We start from the raw sequence: 21,208 nt of genomic DNA, 5'->3' as shown, positions 1-21,208 counted from the left end.
CTTTTTGAGAATGAAGCGAAAAATGTCATTTAAGCTAATCTTTGGGATTGCAATGACCGTTATCTATTTGGCTTTTGGCTTGGTATTATTATTAACCAAAGATATATTATGGCCAATTAGCGGAGCAACCCGAATTGGGATGGGTGTACTGATTTTGCTATTCGGTTTGTATCGTCTGACGCAGGTTTATAGCTGGTATATTGAGCAAAAAAATATTGATAGAGGTTCAATAATGACCTTGTTGATATTGGTTTTGAGTCTGCAAAGCTGTGGATATAAAAATCCCGGTGTAGGTAATTCATCGACTGACACTACTATAGTTTGTGTCGATGAAACAGTAACACCGGTTATAAAAGCAGAAGCTGAAGTTTTTGAGGTTATGGATACACTTGGCACGTTGAAGATTGACTATATTCCGGAAGGAAAAGCGATTAAAAATGTGCTGGATTTGAAATCAATGATGGCTGTTGCAACCAGACAGTTGACGCAAAAAGAAGAAGATTTTCTTAAGGAAAAATCTTACGTTGCACGTCAGACCTGGATAGCTAGCGATGCTATTGCTTTGATCACAAATCTCTCTCAGGGTGATACAATTCTTTCTGAGAAAAATGTCCGTGATATTCTGACCGGAAAAATTACAAACTGGAACCAACTGAACAAAAAAAATCCTTCTCAGCCAATTAAGATTGTTTTTGATAATCAAAACTCAAGCTTAGTGCGATATATGGCAGATTCGATCTGTAAAGGACAGAAACTCGCTGTAAATACCTTTGCTATGGATGTAAACCGTGATGTAATTGATTATGTTGCGAGAACTCCCGGAGTACTTGGTTTTATCGGAACATCTTGGATTGTTGATAAAGATGATTCTTTGCATCTTTCGTTCCATAAAAAGATAAAGGTTATGTCTATTTCTCCAGGTGAAGAAGTAGATCCGCTAAATAGCTTTAAACCTTATCAGGCTTACATCTCAGACGGAGTATATCCATTTGGTCGGAAAATATATACAATAAACATTGAGCCCGTTAGTGGAAAGGCTTCGCGTTTTGCATCCTTTATTGCCGGTAACAGAGGCCAGCGTATCATTTTAAAGACCGGGATAGTACCTGCAATTGCGCAAACCAGAGTGGTGAGCGTGAGAAGTAGTCTATAAGCTTGTGATTATTATAGATGAAGTTGAAGAATGATCCTTTTTAATTTAATATCAGAGTTTCTGGTTTTGAATTAAAAATGTGTATCACTCTTCAACTTTTTCGTTTTCGATTAGTCGAAAATAAAACCATAAATTAATTCTATGATTATGATTAAGAAAACGCAAATCTTAGCTATGTTGCTTATTGCCTTCTCTATGGGGCAGGCTATAGCACAAAAATCGGCGTTCAACAGTGCATTTTTATTGCTAGAGGATGATCAATATTCAAAAGCTACAACATTAGCAACATCCTTAAGCGGTAGTGAAACCGATTTTATTTCCGGAGAAATCGCCTTAAGAAAAGGCGATGTGAATAAAGCTCAGGAACTTTTCAATAAATCTGCAGCAGATGTGAAAAGTCCCTGGGGGATTGTCGGCCTGGGTCACCTCAGTTTGCAAAAAGGAGACCTGGTAGCAGCAAATGCGAATTTCGACAAAGCTGTAAAGGTCAACAAAAAGAATGCGCCTACTTATGATATTATCTCGCGTATTTGTCTGTCTTTAGATAAACCGGATACAGCCACTGCGATTAAATACCTGAATAAAGGTTTGGATGTGAATAGTAAATATTCATCTTTCCAGATTATTAAAGGTAATATCTCTGCGATAAAAGGTGACTTTGGTGCAGCTGCAAATGACTATCAGCGTGCTTTATTCTTTGATCCAAACAATGCTGAAGCAAGCCGAGAATTAGGTGTGCTTTACACAAAAGCAAAAAATTTCCGTGATGGTTTGGAAGCATTGAAGAAGAGTATCACACTAGATTCAGATCAAATCACTGTTTATAAAAATCTTGGTGATTTGTATTATACATTTGGTAAATATACAGATGCAGAGGATAACTACAAGATCTATATGGATCGTTGCGAAAAATCTACTGAAAATCTGGCTCGCTATGCTTTCATTCTTTTCTTTAACAAGAAATACAGTGAGTCGTCTAAGGTTCTTGATGAACTTCTTAGCACAGGGGCTTCAGCTTCAGTTCTTTATCGTGTGAAAGGTTATGTTGCTTGTGAAACAGGTGATGTAAAAGGTGGTTTGGATTATATGAATAAATTCTTTGCTGCTCACAATCCCGATAAAATCATTTCTTCTGACTACGTTTACTACGCTAAGTTGTTGTTGAAAGATGGTCAGGATTCACTCGCTGCCACTAAATACGAAAAAGCGCTTACGGTTGATTCAACAGTTGTTGAAAACTACGACGCTTTAGCTGATATTTATTCAAAACGTAATGATCACCTCAATGCAATTCGTATTTATACTAAATTGCTGACAGTGAAAAATGATCCGGCTAATATCAACTTTAGCATTGGTAAAGAGTACTATTATGAGGGTTATTATCTTTCTACTAAAACGAAATCTGCAAATGGCGCTCCCGTATTAACTCCCGAAGCTACTGACAACTACAAAAAAGGTATCGAAGCCTTTAAGTTAGTACAGAAATATAGCCCGAATTATGTTTGGGGATATATATGGGAAGGACGCGCTTCTGCTCAGGTTGATCCGGAAGCAATGACATCGGCGTCAAAAGATGCTTACCAAAAAGCATTTGATATTCTGTCACAAGGAGATCCTCAAAAAGGAGCAAAAAGTAAGATTGAATGTCTGAAATCTATCGGTTGGTATTATCTTGCTAATTCAGACCGTGCGACTAACGGACAGAAGGACGAAATGAAGAAACAGGCCATTGCAAAATATGAGCAAGTGCTTCAGATTGATCCAACCGATGCACAGGCTAAACAAGCGATTGCCAGCTTGAAAAAATAATAATGTTATTTATTCCATAGAAAAGGTTGCCATTTGGCAACCTTTTTTGTTATTTAGCTATACGAAGATATAACTATTCATTTACTACTATGGAAAGTGACAGCTTAAAATCGTACGCTTCTATCTTGCTGGTATATACCGGAGGTACAATCGGTATGATTGAAGATCCCGAAACCGGCCTGCTACGTCCGTTTAATTTTGAACATCTGGTGGATAATGTACCGGAACTGAAGCGGTTCGATTTTCACATTGATTGTGTGCAATTTGATCCACCGATTGATTCTTCCGAAATTGAGCCTGTCGATTGGGCTAAAATAGCTAAGGTAATTGCTGATCAATACGAGGAATATGATGGATTTGTTATACTACATGGTACCGATACAATGTCGTTTACGGCATCGGCCTTAAGCTTTATGCTGGAAGATCTGAATAAACCGGTTATTTTCACTGGCTCTCAATTGCCCATCGGAACATTGCGTACAGACGGGAAAGAGAATCTGATTACCGCTATCGAACTGGCTGCCATGAAAAAGAACCATCGGGCAGTCTTCCCCGAAGTATGTGTATTCTTCGAGCGCCATCTGATGCGGGGGAACCGTACTTCCAAGATAAATGCAGACCGCTTTAATGCATTCCGCTCCCATAACTATCCGTCGTTGGCTATTGCGGGAATACAAATCAATATCAATGCTTCTGCTATCAAGACAATCGGGCGCTACCAGCCCCTTCGACCTCATTACTCCCTAAACCAGAATGTCGTTATACTGAAACTCTTCCCCGGGATTCAACCCCAGATTGTGGAGCAGATACTTGACCTGCCTACCCTGAAAGGCATTGTCCTTGAAACCTACGGTTCAGGAAATGCTCCGCAGAAGGAGTGGTTTCTCTCCAGCCTGAAACGAGCTGTCGAACGTGGGGTCGTGATTGTAAACGTAACCCAATGTCTTTCCGGAACAGTCTCCATGGAACGGTACAAGACAGGACATAAACTGCAGGAGATAGGGGTAATCAGCGGGCGGGATATTACAACAGAAGCGGCTGTAACCAAGTTGATGTTCCTTTTCGGTCAAGGCTATAATGCGGAGCAGGTTGCCCGAAAAATGAATGACTCCATTGCCGGTGAAATTTCAGTCGCTGCGGTTGTTGATTAATTGTTAGGATTGATACACTGCATCCAGACAACATTTTCAAAACCATTCTCCGTGTTGAGCCATTCACGAAGCAGTCCGTTTTGGATAAAACCGCATTTGCTGAACAGATGAAGGCTAGGGGTGTTTGCGGATGGCACATGGGCATAGATTTGATGCAACTGGAGGAAGTTAAAGCAATAGTTTTTGATAAGCTCCAGCGTTTCATGTCCCAAGCCCTGCTTTTGGACAGAGGAGTCAATCAGGATGCCAATAGCAGCCCTCCTATGAAACGGGTCAAAATCAAACAAGTCTATCGTTCCGACCGGTTGTTCGTTCTCTTTAAGGATAATCATTAACCGGAGCTGTTTCGCTTCGAAGATGTCGAGATGCGAATTGGCGATGTATTCTTTCAGCGTAAATTTAGAGATAGGGGAGAGTGTGGAGCCGAATTTCCACAGCGTAGAATCATTTTCCCATTTATATAGAACGTCAAGATCTTCCGGTTCCGGAGCACGGAGGTATATGTGGTCGTTGTATAGCATAAAGGCCTTTTTGCTGGATTTGAAAAACAAACTGCCAATATACGAATAAAAGCAGCCGGATATTCCTATACCCGGGAATAATATCATATTTCCCGAATATGCTTTTTTATTTGTTTGTTTTTGAATATATTTGCAACTCATCCAATTAGAACAGGTGTTTTAATTTTCTTATCCGGGAACAATGAGGCCTTCTTTTTGTTTACTTTACCAGATAAGATATTTTTCTAATAATCATAATAACTAACTTATGAAAAAATCAAACATTTTCGTTGCAGTATTATTAAGCGGTAGCTTATTGCTGTCAGGTTGTTCATCCATGTCAAATGCAGTGAAAGGCGGACTTATCGGTGGTGCAGGTGGTGGCGCTTTGGGCGCAGGGATTGGTGCATTGGCCGGAAAAGGTAAAGGTGCTGTAATTGGTGCTGCTATTGGTACAGCAGTTGGAGGTACAGCAGGTGTATTGATCGGTAAGAAAATGGATAAGCAGAAAAGAGAACTTGAGGCTATCCAGGGTGCTAAAACAGAAGAGATCACTGACATCAACGGTTTGAAAGCGTTGAAAGTGACTTTCCAGGAAGGAATCTTGTTCCAGACCGGAAAGGCTAACTTGTCAGCTTCATCTAAAACTGCATTGTCTCAATTCGCGACTTCAGTTAAAGGCAATCCTCAGACTGACATCGTGGTTCAGGGACACACTGATATCACCGGTGGTGATAAAATCAATGTTCCTTTGTCAGAAAAACGTGCAGCTAGCGTACAATCATTCCTTCAGGCTCAGGGATTAACCAACAAAATCACCGCAATGGGATTGGGTTCTTCACAGCCTGTATCTGACAATACAACTGCGGCAGGTAAAGCTCAAAACCGTCGCGTAGAGGTTTATATCTCTGCAAACGAAGAGATGATTAAAGCTGCCGAATCAGGTACTTTGAAATAATCTTACGAATATTATTCAGAAGCGGGAAAGTTCTTTCGGGAGCTTTCCCGCTTTTTTGTTTTTGTCCGTTTCGTGAAAAAGATAAATCCTTATCTTTGTGGCACTTTAAAAAGATGTAAAAACCACAGAATTAAAATTAATCAGATATGAAGACTTACCTCGTGACCGGTGGGGCCGGATTTATTGGCGCCAACTTTGTGAAATACATGTTGAATAAATACAGCGACATCCAGTTGGTGGTACTTGATGCCCTTACCTATGCCGGTAACCTGGGAACGATCATCAAAGAGGTGGAAGACCCGCGTTGTGTGTTCGTGAAAGGCGATATCTGTGATGCAAAACTGGCCGACGAGCTGTTTGCCAAATACAACTTCAACTATGTAGCGAACTTTGCGGCTGAAAGCCACGTGGATCGCAGTATCGAAAATCCGCAGTTGTTCCTGATTACAAATATCCTCGGTACTCAGAACCTGCTTGACGCTGCCCGCAAACATTGGGTGACCGGTAAAGATGCCAATGGCTATCCGACCTGGAAAGAGGGCGTGAAATTCCACCAGGTTTCGACCGATGAAGTGTATGGCAGCCTGGGTGCAGAGGGCTATTTTACCGAAACCACGCCGCTTGACCCACGTAGTCCGTATAGCGCTTCGAAAACAGGCTCCGACCTGATCGTGAATGCCTATGCCGAGACTTATAAAATGCCGGTAACCATTACCCGTTGTTCCAACAACTACGGTCCTTACCATTTCCCTGAGAAGCTGATTCCACTGATCATTAAAAATATCCTGGAAGGTAAATCCCTGCCTGTTTACGGTGATGGGACCAACGTGCGTGACTGGTTATATGTGGAAGACCACTGCAAGGCGATTGATATGGTCATCAACAACGGCCGTATCGGTCAGGTGTATAACGTGGGTGGGCACAACGAGAAACAAAACATCGAGATCGTGAAGCTGACTATCTCCACCATTCGTCAGCTGATGGAAGAAAATAAGGCTTACCGCGAGGTGTTGAAGAAGAAAGAGATCGTCAATGGTGAAATCAGCATCGAATGGATCAATGAGAGCCTGATTACCTTCGTGAAAGACCGTCTGGGCCATGACCAGCGTTATGCAATTGACCCGACCAAGATCAAGGACGAATTGGGCTGGTATCCTGAGACCATGTTTGCCGAAGGAATCGTGAAGACTATCCGTTGGTACCTTGAAAATCAGGGCTGGGTAGAGGAAGTGGCCAGTGGCGACTACCAGAAGTATTACGATGAGATGTACGCGAAGAGATAATTGCGTCTCTGTTTTAACTAAATAAGCCAGTGAGGGGGTAGCTTGGAGCCATCCCCTCACTAACGATATAAATCCTGCATCCGACGCTATTAGTCAGGTGCAGGATTTTCTTTTTTGTGGAAATAGATTTGGTCTGAATATACTAATCATATTGAAGTTTCTCGGAAATGATACTGACTGTTTTTGAAAAAGAAAAGCAACTTATTCTGGAAAGATGTACATTTGTATATGCCAAAGATGTACATCTATAAGATATGTAAATGTACATCTAATAATCGAATAGATGTACATCTTTATGGAAATTCATCAGGTTGTTATTAATAAACTTACCGTATCATTGAAATAAAAGTAACGGATAAATATCAGAAAACTATGGGATTCAAATACATTGTAAAGACGAAGCGTAGCGGTGTCGGTGAAAGAAAGCCAAATATTACGCAATACCTGTTCGTTCGGGTGAAATAGATACACGTCGGTTGGCTAAAGAGTTATCAGAACGTTGTACTCTGACGGAAACCGACGTTCGGGCCACGCTGATTGGATTGGTCGAGATTATGGAGGAATATCTCCATCAGGGCTATAGCATCCGGTTGGAGGATTTAGGGCGATTTACCGTTTCGGTAACGAGCGATGGACATGAGACTCCGGAAGAGTGTACACCTAAACGGGTGAAGGCGAAGAAGATTTGCTTTATGGCGGATAAGCGGTTGAAAGAGAATCTGAAGCATGTGAGTTTTGAACGTAAGAAGTGAAATTATTGAGCGGATGACTTCAAGTCATCTGCTCAATAAAAAGAACTGGCATTTTATTCCACCCCTCCTTCAAACCTCATGTGCGCTACTACCAACCGGATTTCCCCGTAAGAAACATCGTCCCCAAGGGCTTCCTTAACGGGAGTCATGGAGGTGGTTTCCAGTTTGTGGAACTGGTCGATGATTTGTTGCGCCTTATTGCGGTCAAGCAGTTCGTCTATTCTAATCTCGCCGGTGGAGATGTAGTGGGCGAGGTGGCCTTCGATGGTGTTCGGTGTCAGGGTGCGTTCCTGCGCAATCTCTTCCACGCTTTTCCCGCTTTTGAAGAGGTCGAAGGAGACTTTCTTGGTATCGATCTTCGGCGCTTTTGTCTTCTCTTCTATTTTGAAATTATCTGCCGAAACGGTGGTCTGGATATTATTCGCCTGTCGGTATTGCAGGATAATATTCAGAATTTCCTCCCCAAACTGTTTCAGCTTCTGCGGACCGATGCCGTGGATGGCTTTGAGCTCTTTCATCGAGGTCGGCATCACAGTTGCCAGTTCAGCCAGAGACTTTTGGGATAAAATCATGTACAAATCAAGCCCGAATTCCTCTGCTTTGTCCTTGCGCCACTCCCGGAGGTATTTCACGAGGGCGTTATCCTCATTGAGCTGAATCTTAGGAGTAGTCTTCTTGCGTTGCGGCTCCTCAATCAATGCCTTGGCACGCAGGGAGAGATAGTCGCGGAAGTTGAATCCCGTCAGGCAGGCATTCAGGCAAACCTCTTTGACCCGGATATCGGCAAAGATGCGTTCTAATGGCTCATCCAATGCCTTTTGTACCGCTTTATTGTCAATCTCAACGATACAGTTGCTTTTCACCTCACCGACCAATTTCTCCGTCAGGTCAAGGTAATAGGCCGATGCTTTGCGGATGCGCTCCTGCAACGGGGCATTGCCTTCGATATCGGGATTGACCGCGATGAGTTGCTGCAACTGGATGGCAAACTTCTCGGCTACCGTCACGGCATTGTTTTTAATCGACTCGATAATCTCTGTCACACTCTTTGCCAACCCATCGGGAAGAATGGTCACGTGCTCCTTGGCCTGTTTCTGGTATGCGTACAGGTTACGCAGAACCGGCTGGTAATCAAACAGGTCAAGCAGGAGCTCCAGCTGGTAGTCCCGTTTCGACTGGTCGAGCTGCGCATCGTTCGGCGCATTCTGGTCAATGTTGTGGTTGAAGTCCGTAACCTCGTGGTCGCTGATGACGCTGTCGGCAGAGATGGGCGTACCCAGCACCAATCCTTCGAGCGACTTGCAGCGGCTTAATGCCACGTAAGTCTGTCCGTGTGCGAAGGCCGCTCCGGCATAGATAATCGCCTTTTCGAAGGTCAGACCCTGGCTTTTGTGGATGGTAATAGCCCATGCCAGCTTGAGCGGGTATTGGGTGAAGGAACCGATAGAGGATTCATCGATTTCTTTGGTGGTTTCGTTCAAGGTATATTTCAAGTTGTCCCACTTCTCCCTTCCGATGATGACAGGCTCGAACCAATCCTCGCATTTGACGCAAACACCGTCATCGTCAAAGTTGGTCACGATGCCGATTTTCCCGTTGAAGTAGAGCTTGTCACGCGAGGAATCGTTTTTGACAAACATCACCTGAGCACCGACCTTTAGCTCCAGCTCCTTTTCGGTCGGGTAGGAGTATTCCGGGAAATCCCCTTCGATAGTTGCCCGGAACAGGTGCTTCTGGAGTTTGATGTCGTTGAGTTTCGACTCGTTAATCTCCTGCGCCTGCCGGTTGTGCGTGGTCAGGGTGATACAGCCCTCTTCCGAAGCGGGTTTGAAGTTGGGGATAAAGCGGGCGTTCAGCTCATTCAAAGCCTCCCGGTCCAGTTTGTTGTCCCGGATTTTATTGAGAATGGAGATAAAGTTCTCGTTACTCTGGCGGTAGATGTGCTTCAGTTCGATGGGAACGAAGCTGGTCTTCTTCAACGCCAGTGATTCGAAGAAAAAGAGCGAACGGTAGTAGGGGCGGAGCAATTCCAGATCCTCCTGCTTCACTACCGGAGGGAGCTGTTGCATATCGCCAATCATCAGCAACTGAACCCCGCCGAAGGGCAGACTGTTGCGGCGGTGACGGCGCAATACCTCGTCGATACCGTCGAGCAGGTCGGCCCGCACCATACTGATTTCGTCAATCACCAGCAGGTCGAGACTGCGTATAATCCGAATCTTCTCTCGGCTCATGCGGAAATTGGAGGCTGAAAAACCTCCCTGTTCCTGTACGAAGGGGGCATTTGCATCCTTCGGTATCATCGGACCAAACGGCAACTGGAAAAAGGAGTGAATCGTTACCCCTCCGGCATTGATGGCAGCCACACCGGTCGGGGCTACGACCACCATCCGCTTGAGCGACGAGGCTTTGAGGGTTCGGAGGAAGGTGGTTTTCCCTGTTCCTGCCTTTCCGGTCAGGTAAATATTGCGATGGGTATATTGTACAAAGTTGTAGGCTAAATCGAGCTGTGGGTTGGTAGATGTTTGCATATCAACAACATTTTAAGATGCTAAGGTAGGTATTTTGGTTTATTTTGCAAAAAGAGATTACCACTAATGCTCTATCAATCCATCATTCCCTCACCCCCTCAATCCTTTTAATTAAAATGACGCCGAAATATACCACGAACCCTTAACTTTGCGTTTCTATCCTTAAATGATAAACATGAAACCACTCCAGATGGTCGATTTGGTCGGCCAATACCATAAAATCCGTGACGAAATCAATCTAGCCATTCAACAGGTGCTGGATAGCGCCGCCTTTATAAATGGTGCTCCGGTCCGACAATTTGCAGAAAATCTATCCCGTTATCTAAATGTAAAACACGTCATTCCCTGCGGTAATGGAACCGATGCCTTACAGATTGCCCTGATGGCGCTTGACCTGAAACCGGGCGATGAGGTGATTGTGCCCGCATTTTCCTATATTGCATCGGCTGAGGCGGCAGCTTTATTGGGGCTTGTTCCCGTCTTTGTGGATGTGGATGAAAATACCTTTAACCTGGATGTCAACCAACTCGAAGCTGCTCTTTCCCCTAAAACCAAGGCGATTATTCCCGTGCATCTTTTCGGCCAGAGCTGCGATATGGAGACGGTTATGGCATTTGCGAAAAAACAAGAGCTTTTTGTATTAGAAGATAATGCACAAGCTATCGGTAGTGATTTTCGGTTTTCAAGCGGTATATGTCGGAAAACCGGAACCATTGGGCACATTGGTTGTCTCTCCTTTTTTCCTTCCAAGAATCTTGGAGCCTTTGGGGATGGCGGTGCAATGCTGACCAATGATGATGCGCTGGCTGAAAAGTTGCGGATGATAGCCAATCACGGTCAGGCTAAGAAATATTATCATAGTCTGATTGGCTGTAACTCCCGGTTGGATACTTTGCAGGCCGCTATTCTGGATGTTAAGTTGAAACATCTGGATGAATACATTGCAGCTCGTCAAGCGGCTGCCGAACGATATTTTGATTTGCTGAAAGAGGTTCCTGAAGTTATCCTGCCCAACGTGGAGGAGCGGAGCAAGCACGTTTTTCACCAGTTTACCCTGCAAGTACCGAAGGAAAAACGGGATGCACTCAAGCAAGCCTTGCAGGATGCCGGTGTGCCTTCGATGATTTACTATCCGGTGCCGTTGCATCGCCAGCAGGCTTTTGCCGGGCAGTGTAGGATAAGTGGTGAGCTGGCTGTCTCGGAGAAACTATCCGAAACGGTACTCTCGTTGCCAATGCACACCGAGTTGACGGAAGAGATGCAGCAGCGGATTTGTAATAAGATAAAGGAATTCATGTGTAAATAGCACACTGATGACACTGATTTGAATCGATAAACACAGATGAAGAATCTGGGTAAATCCACGTTGCTTGCATTTGCGTTGTCTGTGTGCCAATTTTTAAGTTGAATTAAATAAGCAACATAGCCAAAAAGCTCTATTTTTGCCCGAATAAATACATTGACACAATGCGTAAAACACTACTGACGCTCTGCGCCTTATTCTCATTCGTCATTACAGCATTTTCCCAAATCAATACGGAACAGGTGATGGCGATTGCCAAGAATGCGCTTTACTTCGAAGATTATGTGCTTTCCATCCAATATTTCAACCAAATCATTAAGGCTAAACCTTTTTGGGCCGAACCCTATTTCTATCGCGGGGTAGCCAAGTTGTACCTAGAGGATTATAAAGGGGCGGAAGAGGATTGTTCTTCCTGCATTGACCGGAATCCCTACATCGTCAGCGCTTACCATTGTCGGGGAGTAGCCCGCCAAAACCTGAAGGATTACAAAGGAGCGGTTTCCGATTATGATAAAGCCCTTACTTTTGATCCGGAGAACCGCAATTACCTTATCAATAAAGCGGTGGCATTTCAGCAAAGCAAGGATACTGTCAACGCGGAGAAAACATTTGATTTTCTCGTAAAAACCAATCCGAATTATTACAATGCCTATGTGTCGAGAGGTAGCTTCTATGGCGAACGAAAAGATACAGCCAGAGCGTTTACTGACCTGAGAAAAGCGATTTCGATGGACAAGACCGACCCTCAGGTCTATGCTACACTGGCGACGGTGTACGGTCAGGCGAATAAATACAAGGAGGCGCTGGATAATTTCAACGAAGCGATTAAATTGGATGCCAAGGTAGCCGGCTACTACATCAACCGGGCGATTGTCCGTTATTATCTGAATGATCTGCGGGGAACAATGGCAGACTATGACAAGGTGATTGAAATGGAGCCTCGTAATGCGATGGCACTTTATAACCGTGGTTTGTTGCGAATGCAGGTGGGAGATAACAACCATGCCATCGAGGATTTCGATAAAGTGTTGCAGCAGGAAAATGATAACTATTTTGCCTACTATAACCGGGGAACGTTGCGTGCCCAAACCGGAAACTTCCGTGGTGCGATTGCCGACTTTACCAAGGTTATCAACAAATATCCAGACTTCCTTCCTGCTTATTCCGAACGGGCCGAAGCGCGTAAAAAGAGTGGAGACATGAAAGGCTCGGAAAAGGACTTCTGGACTGTGGTTAACCTCAATAAGCAGGCTGATAAAATCCGCCAGCAAAAACGCCGCGAGCAGCAAAAAGAACAACAGAAGGAACAACTGGCTGATGATAAGGACAAGGTGCGGAAACAGTCAGACAAGGATATGAATAAATTCAAAAGTCTGTTGGTGGCTGATGAAACCGAAACCGAAGCGCCGAAATATAGCAACGAAACCCGAGGTCGTGTGCAGGACAAAAACATTGATGTGCAACTCGAAAACCTTTTCGTGCTTACTTACTATGAAAAAGGAGGCAATGTTAAGCCAAAGACTTATTTCAATTCGGCACTGGATAAATTCAACCAGCAATATAAACTGCCGCACAAACTGTTGCTGACCAACGACGAAGCCTCCCTGGATGAAGATCAGGTGAAGGAGCACTTCAAAACGGTTGACGAATTGTCGAAACAGATTGAGCAAAATCCGAATGATGCCAAAGTCTATTTTGCCCGCTCCATCGAATTTTTGTTGATGCAGGACTTTAACAATGCGATTGAAGACCTGAATCGTGCCATTAAATTAGACCCCGGTTTTATGCTGGCTTATTACAACCGGGCTGTGGTTCGTTACAAACAACTTAAAATTAAATTATCAGAAGAGAATAAAGGAGAATCGGAGCTGGCAGAGACCTTCTCGGTAACGAACTTGAAGCAAGCTAAAAAGCCGGTATCAGAGGCGGTGGCCGGCAAATCCAATATTCAGCTTGAATACGACATGATTCTGCATGACTTTGACTATGTTACGGCAAAGCTGCCGAAGTTTATCTGGGCATACTTCAACCGGGCGAATATCAGATGTATGCATAAAGATTATCGTGCGGCTCTTGCCGATTACGATACCGCGATTCGCCTGGAACCCGATTTCGCTGAAGCCTTTTTCAACCGGGGATTGGTAAATCTTTACCTTAACGAGAATGAAAAGAGTGTGGAAGATTTGAGTAAAGCCGGTGAGCTGGGCATTCCGGGTGCTTACAATGTGATTAAACGGATCAAATAACCGGGTAAATTCGGGCATTGAGAACAAAACCAAACCAACGAATGTTTATTGGAAGTCCCATACAAATCAAAGAATCCGAATTATGAAGAAGTTCCAGAATGACAGTGAGCTGAAGGAGATTATTTGCAGCCATTTCAGCGAAATAGTAACAAATGTAGAGATTGAAAAACTAAGACTAACCACCTGCCATGAGGAGGTGGTGAAGATCGAACTGAAAATGGTTTACGGAGAAAATCCGGTTGAGATAACGTTAGTTCTCAACGGAGATAAGGAGCCGATGCCGGTAAAATATCTGGGCAATATGACCTATACAGCTCTCTCTAAATTTCTGATTGAACTGGGTACGTTGATTCACCGTTTATAAATCAACAATAAACAAGACCGGCCGGGTGATTTATTTCATTCGGCCGGTTTTGTTTTGCAGCCTTTCGCGGTCTGCTTTGGGGAGTTTCTTTACCACCTCATCGTATGAATGGTCAATCCATTGCGTAACTTCCGATTCTTTCATCTCGCCATTCAGCACGATGGTATTCCACAGCCGTTTATTCATGTGGTATCCGGCGGTGACACATTCGTATTTCTCCCGCAGTTCGATGGCCAGTTCCGGGTCGCACTTCAGGTTCATGCTGAGCGGATGCTCATCAATAGTAGTCAGGGCAAACATCTTCCCACATACTTTGAAGACAAGCGTAACATCATCAAAGGGGAAATCTTCGGTTGTTTCGGGAAGAGAGAGGCAGTAGTCGCGGAGTTGTTCGATGTTCATGGGATAGGGAATGAGGGGGTGATTAAATGAGGGAGTGAGGGATTAGCTGTTTGAGACTTTTGTGTTTTTTCTGACAGTTGCCATTATTTTTAGAATTTCAGTTGATTCGGTCATTAATGGCTCAAGTCGCTCAGTCGAAAAAATGCCTGCTTCACTTAGCAGTTCCAACCAGAATGACGATTCGTCAGCTTCTTCAACTACAATAGAAATCTTGCTGAAAAACTCTTTGGTTGATCTTGCACGACATGCTGCACGGTAATTAGCTGCAACAGATGTGCCGGAACGGAGTAATTGTTTGCCCAGTACCTGCGCTTCACCTGTATGAGGTAATGCTTGATATAACTTGATTATTCTCAAATCAAACTGTTTAAGTCTTTGTTTTAAAGCTTCTTTTGATCATTAGTTACGCTCATGATATTTAATATAATAGTTAGATAAATCTGATTTTACGGTAGAAGTTTCCCTCATCCCCTCAATTCCTCAATCCTTCACTCCCTACCATATCGGCGGATAAAACGCATCCTCAATATGTTCCGGTATGTAATTCTCACCCTGTTTCGTGACCGAAACCACATCGAAGCGCACCTCCATATTGAGGTCGAAAATACGGATGTAGTGGTCGGTTGCGTCCACTATCTTTCGGATTTTAGCGTTGGAGACGGCATCCCACGGATTGCCGTAGTCGAGGCGGTCACGGGTTTTTACCTCCACGATGACGAGGGTGTTGTCCTTCTCCGCGACGATGTCGAGTTCCAGTTTGCCGACTATCCAGTTGGTGTGACGGATGCGATAGCCTTTTTTGAGGAGCATTTCTTGAGCGGCGATTTCGCCTTTCTTGCCGGTTTCGTTGTGTTGTGCCATAGTTCAGTCTTTTTATCTTTGTTCTTCCTTCTGAAACGAAATGATATAAGTCACATTTACAGGCCTAAACAAAAGTAACAAATTTCTTGAAAAAGTGATAAGCCTTTATGGGTGGGTATGGGCAAAGAATTATTTTTCGTAAATTTGCACCTCAAATAAAAATCCACAATCATGCACGAAAAAATCATTATCCTTGATTTCGGTTCGCAGACCACTCAGTTGATCGGCCGCAGAGTCCGTGAAATGAATACCTATTGCGAAATTGTTCCTTACAACAAATTTCCGTATAATGACCCTACTGTTAAAGGTGTAATCCTTTCGGGAAGCCCTTTTTCCGTGTATGATGAGAGTGCATTCAAAGCTGACCTGAGCGAACTTCGCACTAAAATGCCTGTATTGGGTATCTGCTACGGCGCTCAGTTTATTTCTCATACTTCAGGCGGTACTGTTGAACCGGCAGGTACCCGCGAATATGGTCGTGCCAACATCGCCAGCCTTGAAAACAGCGATCCGTTGTTGAAAGGTGTAGAGCAGGGCGATCAGGTATGGATGTCGCACGGTGACACCATTACCCGTATTCCTGATAACTTCAAAATTATTGCAAGTACCAAAGAGGTTGACATTGCTGCTTATCGTGTGCAGGGCGAAGAGACCTGGGGGGTACAGTTCCACCCGGAAGTATTCCACAGCCTTTGCGGAACACAGATCCTCAGCAACTTCCTTGACATCTGCGAATGCAAGAGAGACTGGACGCCTGCTTCATTCATCGAAGAGACTGTCAAAAACCTGAAAGAACAAATCGGTAACGATAAAGTAATCCTGGCGCTTTCGGGTGGTGTGGATTCTTCGGTTGTGGCAGTGTTGCTTAACAAAGCGATTGGCGAGAACCTGACTTGTATCTTTGTAGATAACGGTCTGCTTCGCAAAAACGAATTCGAGAAAGTACTCGAAGACTACGCTCACCTCGGTCTGAACGTAATCGGAGTGGATGCCAAAGCTAAATTCTATGGAGAATTGGCTGGCGTGACTGATCCTGAAGAAAAACGTAAGATCATCGGTAAGGGCTTTATCGACATCTTCGATCAGGAAGCTCATAAAATACAAGACGTAAAATGGTTGGGACAAGGAACCATTTACCCTGATATCATTGAGTCGCTTTCGATTACCGGAACGACTATCAAATCGCACCACAACGTGGGCGGTCTTCCCGAGAAAATGAAACTGAAACTGGTAGAGCCGCTTCGTCTGCTCTTCAAAGATGAGGTTCGTAGCGTGGGTACAGCCCTTGGCATGATGCCTCACTTGATCAAACGCCACCCGTTCCCGGGCCCGGGTCTCGGCATCCGTATCCTTGGCGATATTACTGCGGAGAAAGTTCGCATCCTGCAAGAGGCTGACGATATCTATATCAACGGCTTGCGCGAATGGGATCTTTACGACAAGGTATGGCAGGCGGGAACTATCCTGTTGCCGGTTCGTTCGGTAGGGGTAATGGGTGATGAGCGTACTTACGAGAACACCGTTGCACTGCGTGCCGTGACTTCATCTGACGCGATGACTGCCGACTGGGCGCACTTGCCTTACGAATTCCTCGCTCACGTTTCCAACGAAATCATCAACAAAGTAAAAGGTGTGAACCGCGTAGTTTATGACATCAGTTCTAAACCACCGGCAACTATCGAGTGGGAATAATTATTTCAGACGTACCGCAATCTTGCTGTGCACCTCTATAATAAGAAGTGTGTGATTAGCATCTACACTAAAAAAGCCATCGTTCGGAAGAGCGGTGGCTTTTGTGCGTTAAATGCAATACTGGGTTCAATCATTGTTTCTTAAAACCAATGTAAGTTGGACGTAATCGTCTTTGTATAAGTTTCTCAGATTCTATCTTCTTCACTTCTTTTTCTATAAGAACTTGTAGCCTATATTGTAGTGTTCTTGTATTTCTATAATGGTTTAGGTTCAACTTTCCTTCAATCCATTTTGTGAGATAGAAATGGTTAAGCGTGAAAATAAATTTATCCTTTTTAGCCTGAATCAATATTTGCGTATAAGAGTAATGATCAACATTACAGGCTGCACGATATGTTTTAAGTTGAATTTCAGGAGAGAAGATCTTCTCTTTCTTAAGGACTGTTTTGTTCTTAAAATAGAAGTTCCATACTTGATTAAGATTATATTGAATTGTATCATATACAAAACAGTCACAAGTGCTGACTTTAGCAATAGAGGTTTGACCCTTATTTTTCCACATTATATATGATACATCAGGTTCTTCATCGTAATAGCAAGTGTCCTTAACGTTCATAATTATTGTAGAACCACTACCAACACTCCGGATATCATAGGTCATTATCGTATCAATACCTTGTTGTTTAAGATTATGAATGAAGTTTTCAATTATCAAATCATTTTCACAAACTTGTGCAAGACAAGGTAGTAACATTAATGAAGAGAGTAGGCTAATTAAATATTTCATGATTGGTGGAATGGGTATATTTTTATTGTCTAGACAATAAAAATATACCCATTCCACCAAACAAATTATCCAATCATTAGAAAAGTGTCCTCGAAAATCCCACCCCGTACACAAAGTTTTGCGCATGCGGAACGCAGTTGAAGTTATTCTCATACATGGAGAAGAAATCGAGCTTGAAGTTGTCCGTCAGGTTGTAGAGCAGGCCGACGTAGAAGCGGTTGCGGTCAAAGCCATCCGGATTTTTGTTACCGTCGCGTTGTAGGCGGTAGTAGAGCTCATCTTCTACGTAGGGATAGAGGTATTTCTTTAGCTTGTAGCGTAGGGTGACTTTGTCACGTAGGAATTTATCCTGCAACTCGTGTCCATTCTCGGAAGTTTTGTAATCGACCCATTGCCCTTCGGTAAGTATGCGGTTATAAAAGAGGTAGCGGTGGTATTTATGACGCATGCTCAGGTAAACGTTGTACTGGTTACGGGTACTGTAAAAACCATCCTTTTTCTCCTTTTCCACCAAGACGTAATCCAGTCCCAGACGCAAGGATTTGCCGAATTTTATCACATTGCCAAAGTCGAAATAGTAGTAGGAGAGGTGTTGCATGTTGTCGGTCAGTCGGGCTTCATCCTGCAGGCTGAAACTGTAACGGCGGCTGATGTCAAACTCAAGTTCGCCCTTTTGCCAAAGCTGGGCGTCACGTTCGGTTTGAGCTATGATGTAGAGTGTGCTGGTCAGGAAAAGGAATAGCAAAGTCAGTTTTCTCATGGCTGAAGTCGGGTTAAACTTTGAGGTGAATATCAAGCGTTCAAATGTACGAAAATTCAACTATCATACACCGATTGAAATTGACTTAACCCTATTTCAGAGGTTGTTGATTTTATCAGGAAAAAGCGAGTTCAACTCGCTCTCGACCGACTTCGAGTCGCTCCATTCCGACTTGAAGTCGCTTCCGACCGTCTCAGAGTCGCTCCGGAGTGTCTCCGAGTCGGTCCATTTCGACTTTTTGTCGGTCGGTTTCGACTCTGAGACGGAAATTACCGACTTGAAGTCGCTCCGGACCGACAATTTATCGGTCGAGAGCGTCCCGGAGATGGTCCGGAGCGCCAGATTAGCGGTCGAGAGCGACAATCTAGCGCTCTCGACCGACAGAATGGCGCTCAAGAGTGCCAGGTTAGCACTCTTGAGCGTTAAGTTACCGGTCCGGAGTGCCAGCGAGGCGGTAATTACCGCCAACTTAGCGGTCGGAAGCGCCATTTAGCACTCCAGAGCGCTAATTTATCGGTCACGAGTGCTTCTGAGACGCTTTTGATTCAAAATCCCCTTGTCACTAGTGGTGCGGTAGGGGGATTTTGTAAAGGATCTTATATTTAAACTGATGATAAGTATTACCCTTTTATCCGTTTAGTCACCAACGCATGAATATCCTGAAGACCGGTAATCATTTTCTTCAAATCTTCATCGGTCGGTGTTTTGTAACCAAAGCCATCAATGGAGCAGATGGATTCAAATTTATTAATCAGTCGGCAGGTATCTTTCATCTCCGGAGTCAGCTCGGTTTCCACTTTTGCAGCATCGTTATAGAGGGCGATAGGCATGTGGTGCTCTGCAAATTCGTCGTAGTGATAGAGCAAAGCGACAAACAGTTTTTCGCAACACATCACGGCCATACTGTAAAGCAGGTCGTTGCCAAAGCGGCTCTTCTTCTCCAATGAACGGGAGAGGGTGCCGAGGTATTTATCTCCTTCTTCATAAATAGCGAGAGCGAGGTCGCTTAATTCTTTTAGTTCTTGCATAACGGGGGTGTTTGGATTGAGTTTACGTTTTATTCTATAGACTCATTTGCATATATCGTGCCAAATATTTAAGTAGAACATTTCCAAATAGATGACGCCTGTCGGTGTTGGAGCTGCATTTTATTTCCCTACATTTCCGAAGGGGAATGAGATTCCAAAATCACCAAAATGTAGCGAGACGACAAGATACTTCTCCGGATGTCCCTAACGTCACTTAACTACCCGCCTCATTTCCACTTAAATAAAAGTAACCCGTTGGGGTACAACGTTATTTGGTGTATCTTTGCAGCATGTTACAACATTCCACTTTAATCGAAAAGACGCTGTCCAACATGGGCATCGCGTCGCTCAACGAAATGCAGCAGGCTTCTCTCGAAGCGAACCAAAAGAACAGCGATGTGATATTGCTTTCTCCTACCGGGTCGGGCAAGACGCTCGCCTATCTGCTCCCTCTTTTACTGAAACTGAACCCAGATGTTAGCACCATTCAGGCTTTGGTACTGGCTCCATCGCGCGAATTGGCGCAACAAATCGAGCAGGTTTTCCGCAGTATGGGAACCGGTTATAAGGTGAATTGCTGCTTCGGTGGTCGTCCGATGAACAACGAGAAGCGGATGCTGGAGACTCCTCCTGCCTTGCTGATTGCTACTCCCGGCCGTCTGATTGATCACATTGACCGTGGTCACGTTGATTTGAGTAAAGTGCATACCCTCGTTTTGGATGAATTTGACAAATCGCTGGAGTTTGGTTTTCAGGCACAGATGGAGGCGGTGATTTCTTCATTGAAATCGGTTGAAAAACGAATGCTGACCTCAGCTACCGACACCGAGGAGATTCCTGAATTTACGGGATTGAATCGTCCGGCGAAGCTGAATTATCTGGTGGAAAACAATGAACTCGAAGGTCTTTCTGTGAAAACTCTTTGCGGTGCTACGTCCGATAAGATGCAGACGCTGTATCAATTGATTTGCCATCTGGGAAATGCGTCAACGCTGGTTTTTTGCAATCAGCGTGAGTTTGTAGAGAATGTTGCAGACTATTTGCGAGAGCATCGTGTGGAGGTGGAATACTTCCACGGCGGCCTCGAACAGCCGGAACGCGAACGGGCTTTATCGAAATTCCGCAACGGTAGCTGTTCGGTATTTATCTCGACAGACCTGGCTGCCCGCGGTCTCGATATTCCGGCCGTGAAAAATGTAGTGCATTTCCAGCTTCCGGTCAATGAGGATAGCTTTATCCACCGCAACGGTCGTACTGCGCGCATGGGAGCGACCGGTACTTCCATTCTTTTGCTCAATCCGAATGAATATTTACCCGAATATATTCAACCTGTTCCGGAAAATATGACTCTCCCGGGAAAGCTGGGACAACCAGCTCAGCCTGAATGGGCAACACTTTACATTGGGAAAGGCAAAAAAGACAAACTCAGCAAGATGGATATCGTCGGGTTCCTGTTCAAGAAAGGGGAATTGCAAAAGGACGAACTGGGTATCGTGGAGGTGAAGGAGTTCTACTCGTTTGCAGCCATTAAGCGGGATAAAGTGAAAACTTTGCTACAACTTGTACGCAACGAGAAGATTAAAAATATGAAGACGAAAATCGAGTTGGCCGAATAGGAACAACAGAAC

Annotated in this window: 18 protein-coding genes and 2 pseudogenes; 11 read left to right on the top strand and 9 right to left on the bottom strand. The window is 44.2% G+C overall.

Translation table 11 applies throughout. From position 1 onward, the window contains the following. The first annotated feature begins 10 nt into the window (after window positions 1–10). The 3 genes from MLE17_RS06160 to MLE17_RS06150 all read left to right on the top strand — a co-directional run bounded on the left by MLE17_RS06160 (window position 11) and on the right by MLE17_RS06150 (window position 4,113). The gene (locus MLE17_RS06160; RefSeq protein ID WP_243347879.1) at window positions 11–1,153 is read left to right on the top strand and encodes a PstS family phosphate ABC transporter substrate-binding protein; all 1,143 of its coding nucleotides are present in this window, start codon (window positions 11–13) and stop codon (window positions 1,151–1,153) included. Window positions 1,154–1,300: 147 nt separating this feature from the next. After that, entirely contained in the window at window positions 1,301–2,962 is a 1,662-nt protein-coding gene (locus tag MLE17_RS06155) for a tetratricopeptide repeat protein (RefSeq protein ID WP_243347878.1), read from the top strand. A gap of 89 nt (window positions 2,963–3,051) precedes the next feature. Next, the gene (locus MLE17_RS06150) at window positions 3,052–4,113 is read left to right on the top strand and encodes an asparaginase (protein WP_243347877.1); all 1,062 of its coding nucleotides are present in this window, start codon (window positions 3,052–3,054) and stop codon (window positions 4,111–4,113) included. On the opposite strand, the gene MLE17_RS06145 is transcribed toward MLE17_RS06150, so the two are convergent. Further along, the gene (locus MLE17_RS06145) at window positions 4,110–4,634 is read right to left on the bottom strand and encodes a GNAT family N-acetyltransferase (protein ID WP_243347876.1); all 525 of its coding nucleotides are present in this window, start codon (window positions 4,632–4,634) and stop codon (window positions 4,110–4,112) included. The genes MLE17_RS06150 and MLE17_RS06145 overlap by 4 nt on opposite strands. A gap of 247 nt (window positions 4,635–4,881) precedes the next feature. On the opposite strand from MLE17_RS06145, the gene MLE17_RS06140 reads away from it, so the two are divergent. From MLE17_RS06140 to MLE17_RS06130, 3 genes and pseudogenes are all read left to right on the top strand, one after another. After that, window positions 4,882–5,571 (top strand): OmpA family protein, encoded by a 690-nt coding sequence (locus tag MLE17_RS06140; RefSeq protein WP_243347875.1) that lies wholly within the window; start codon window positions 4,882–4,884, stop codon window positions 5,569–5,571. 146 nt (window positions 5,572–5,717) lie between these two features. Continuing rightward, window positions 5,718–6,854 (top strand): dTDP-glucose 4,6-dehydratase, encoded by a 1,137-nt coding sequence (gene rfbB, locus MLE17_RS06135; RefSeq protein ID WP_243347874.1) that lies wholly within the window; start codon window positions 5,718–5,720, stop codon window positions 6,852–6,854. A 434-nt stretch (window positions 6,855–7,288) separates the two neighbouring features. Beyond that, window positions 7,289–7,606 (top strand): annotated as a pseudogene (locus MLE17_RS06130) (HU family DNA-binding protein); the annotation flags it as partial. Between the two features lie 53 nt (window positions 7,607–7,659). Here the strand turns inward: MLE17_RS06130 and MLE17_RS18915 are convergent. Then, window positions 7,660–10,137 carry a helix-turn-helix domain-containing protein gene (locus tag MLE17_RS18915; RefSeq protein WP_317236624.1) on the bottom strand — a complete coding sequence of 826 codons (2,478 nt, stop codon included), beginning with the start codon at window positions 10,135–10,137 and terminating at the stop codon, window positions 7,660–7,662. A gap of 166 nt (window positions 10,138–10,303) precedes the next feature. On the opposite strand from MLE17_RS18915, the gene MLE17_RS06110 reads away from it, so the two are divergent. From MLE17_RS06110 to MLE17_RS06100, 3 genes are all read left to right on the top strand, one after another. Beyond that, window positions 10,304–11,443 (top strand): DegT/DnrJ/EryC1/StrS family aminotransferase, encoded by a 1,140-nt coding sequence (locus MLE17_RS06110; protein ID WP_243347872.1) that lies wholly within the window; start codon window positions 10,304–10,306, stop codon window positions 11,441–11,443. Window positions 11,444–11,604: 161 nt separating this feature from the next. Continuing rightward, window positions 11,605–13,686 carry a tetratricopeptide repeat protein gene (locus tag MLE17_RS06105; protein WP_243347871.1) on the top strand — a complete coding sequence of 694 codons (2,082 nt, stop codon included), beginning with the start codon at window positions 11,605–11,607 and terminating at the stop codon, window positions 13,684–13,686. 82 nt (window positions 13,687–13,768) lie between these two features. Then, window positions 13,769–14,050: a hypothetical protein gene (locus MLE17_RS06100; protein ID WP_243347870.1), complete on the top strand. Its 282-nt coding sequence runs from the start codon at window positions 13,769–13,771 to the stop codon at window positions 14,048–14,050. Between the two features lie 30 nt (window positions 14,051–14,080). On the opposite strand, the gene MLE17_RS06095 is transcribed toward MLE17_RS06100, so the two are convergent. The 3 genes and pseudogenes from MLE17_RS06095 to MLE17_RS06085 form a co-directional block, all read right to left on the bottom strand. Next, window positions 14,081–14,452, bottom strand: coding sequence for an MmcQ/YjbR family DNA-binding protein (locus MLE17_RS06095; protein WP_243347869.1), 372 nt, complete (start codon window positions 14,450–14,452; stop codon window positions 14,081–14,083). A 42-nt stretch (window positions 14,453–14,494) separates the two neighbouring features. After that, a pseudogene (locus tag MLE17_RS06090) lies at window positions 14,495–14,821 on the bottom strand (four helix bundle protein); the annotation flags it as partial. 126 nt (window positions 14,822–14,947) lie between these two features. Beyond that, window positions 14,948–15,313, bottom strand: a complete 366-nt coding sequence (locus tag MLE17_RS06085) for a YraN family protein (RefSeq protein ID WP_243347867.1) — start codon at window positions 15,311–15,313, stop codon at window positions 14,948–14,950. 171 nt (window positions 15,314–15,484) lie between these two features. Between MLE17_RS06085 and guaA the strand changes: the two genes are divergently transcribed. Further along, window positions 15,485–17,005 (top strand): glutamine-hydrolyzing GMP synthase, encoded by a 1,521-nt coding sequence (gene guaA / locus MLE17_RS06080; protein WP_243347866.1) that lies wholly within the window; start codon window positions 15,485–15,487, stop codon window positions 17,003–17,005. A gap of 130 nt (window positions 17,006–17,135) precedes the next feature. Here guaA and MLE17_RS06075 read toward each other — a convergent pair whose 3' ends face one another. From MLE17_RS06075 to MLE17_RS06060, 4 genes are all read right to left on the bottom strand, one after another. After that, entirely contained in the window at window positions 17,136–17,918 is a 783-nt protein-coding gene (locus MLE17_RS06075; RefSeq protein ID WP_243347865.1) for a hypothetical protein, read from the bottom strand. Further along, the gene (locus MLE17_RS06070; protein WP_243347864.1) at window positions 17,869–18,552 is read right to left on the bottom strand and encodes a DUF2490 domain-containing protein; all 684 of its coding nucleotides are present in this window, start codon (window positions 18,550–18,552) and stop codon (window positions 17,869–17,871) included. Before MLE17_RS06070 ends, MLE17_RS06075 begins: the two co-directional genes overlap by 50 nt. A gap of 96 nt (window positions 18,553–18,648) precedes the next feature. Beyond that, entirely contained in the window at window positions 18,649–18,915 is a 267-nt protein-coding gene (locus MLE17_RS06065; protein ID WP_243347863.1) for a hypothetical protein, read from the bottom strand. Between the two features lie 257 nt (window positions 18,916–19,172). Next, entirely contained in the window at window positions 19,173–19,580 is a 408-nt protein-coding gene (locus tag MLE17_RS06060; protein WP_243347862.1) for a hypothetical protein, read from the bottom strand. A 290-nt stretch (window positions 19,581–19,870) separates the two neighbouring features. On the opposite strand from MLE17_RS06060, the gene MLE17_RS06055 reads away from it, so the two are divergent. Then, window positions 19,871–21,196, top strand: a complete 1,326-nt coding sequence (locus MLE17_RS06055) for a DEAD/DEAH box helicase (RefSeq protein ID WP_243347861.1) — start codon at window positions 19,871–19,873, stop codon at window positions 21,194–21,196. Window positions 21,197–21,208: the final 12 nt, after the last annotated feature.

Source organism: Parabacteroides sp. FAFU027 (assembly GCF_022808675.1).
In the GTDB taxonomy this organism is placed as follows: Bacteria; Bacteroidota; Bacteroidia; order Bacteroidales; family UBA7332; genus CAXXIC01.
This window is presented reverse-complemented; position numbering and strand designations above follow the sequence as displayed.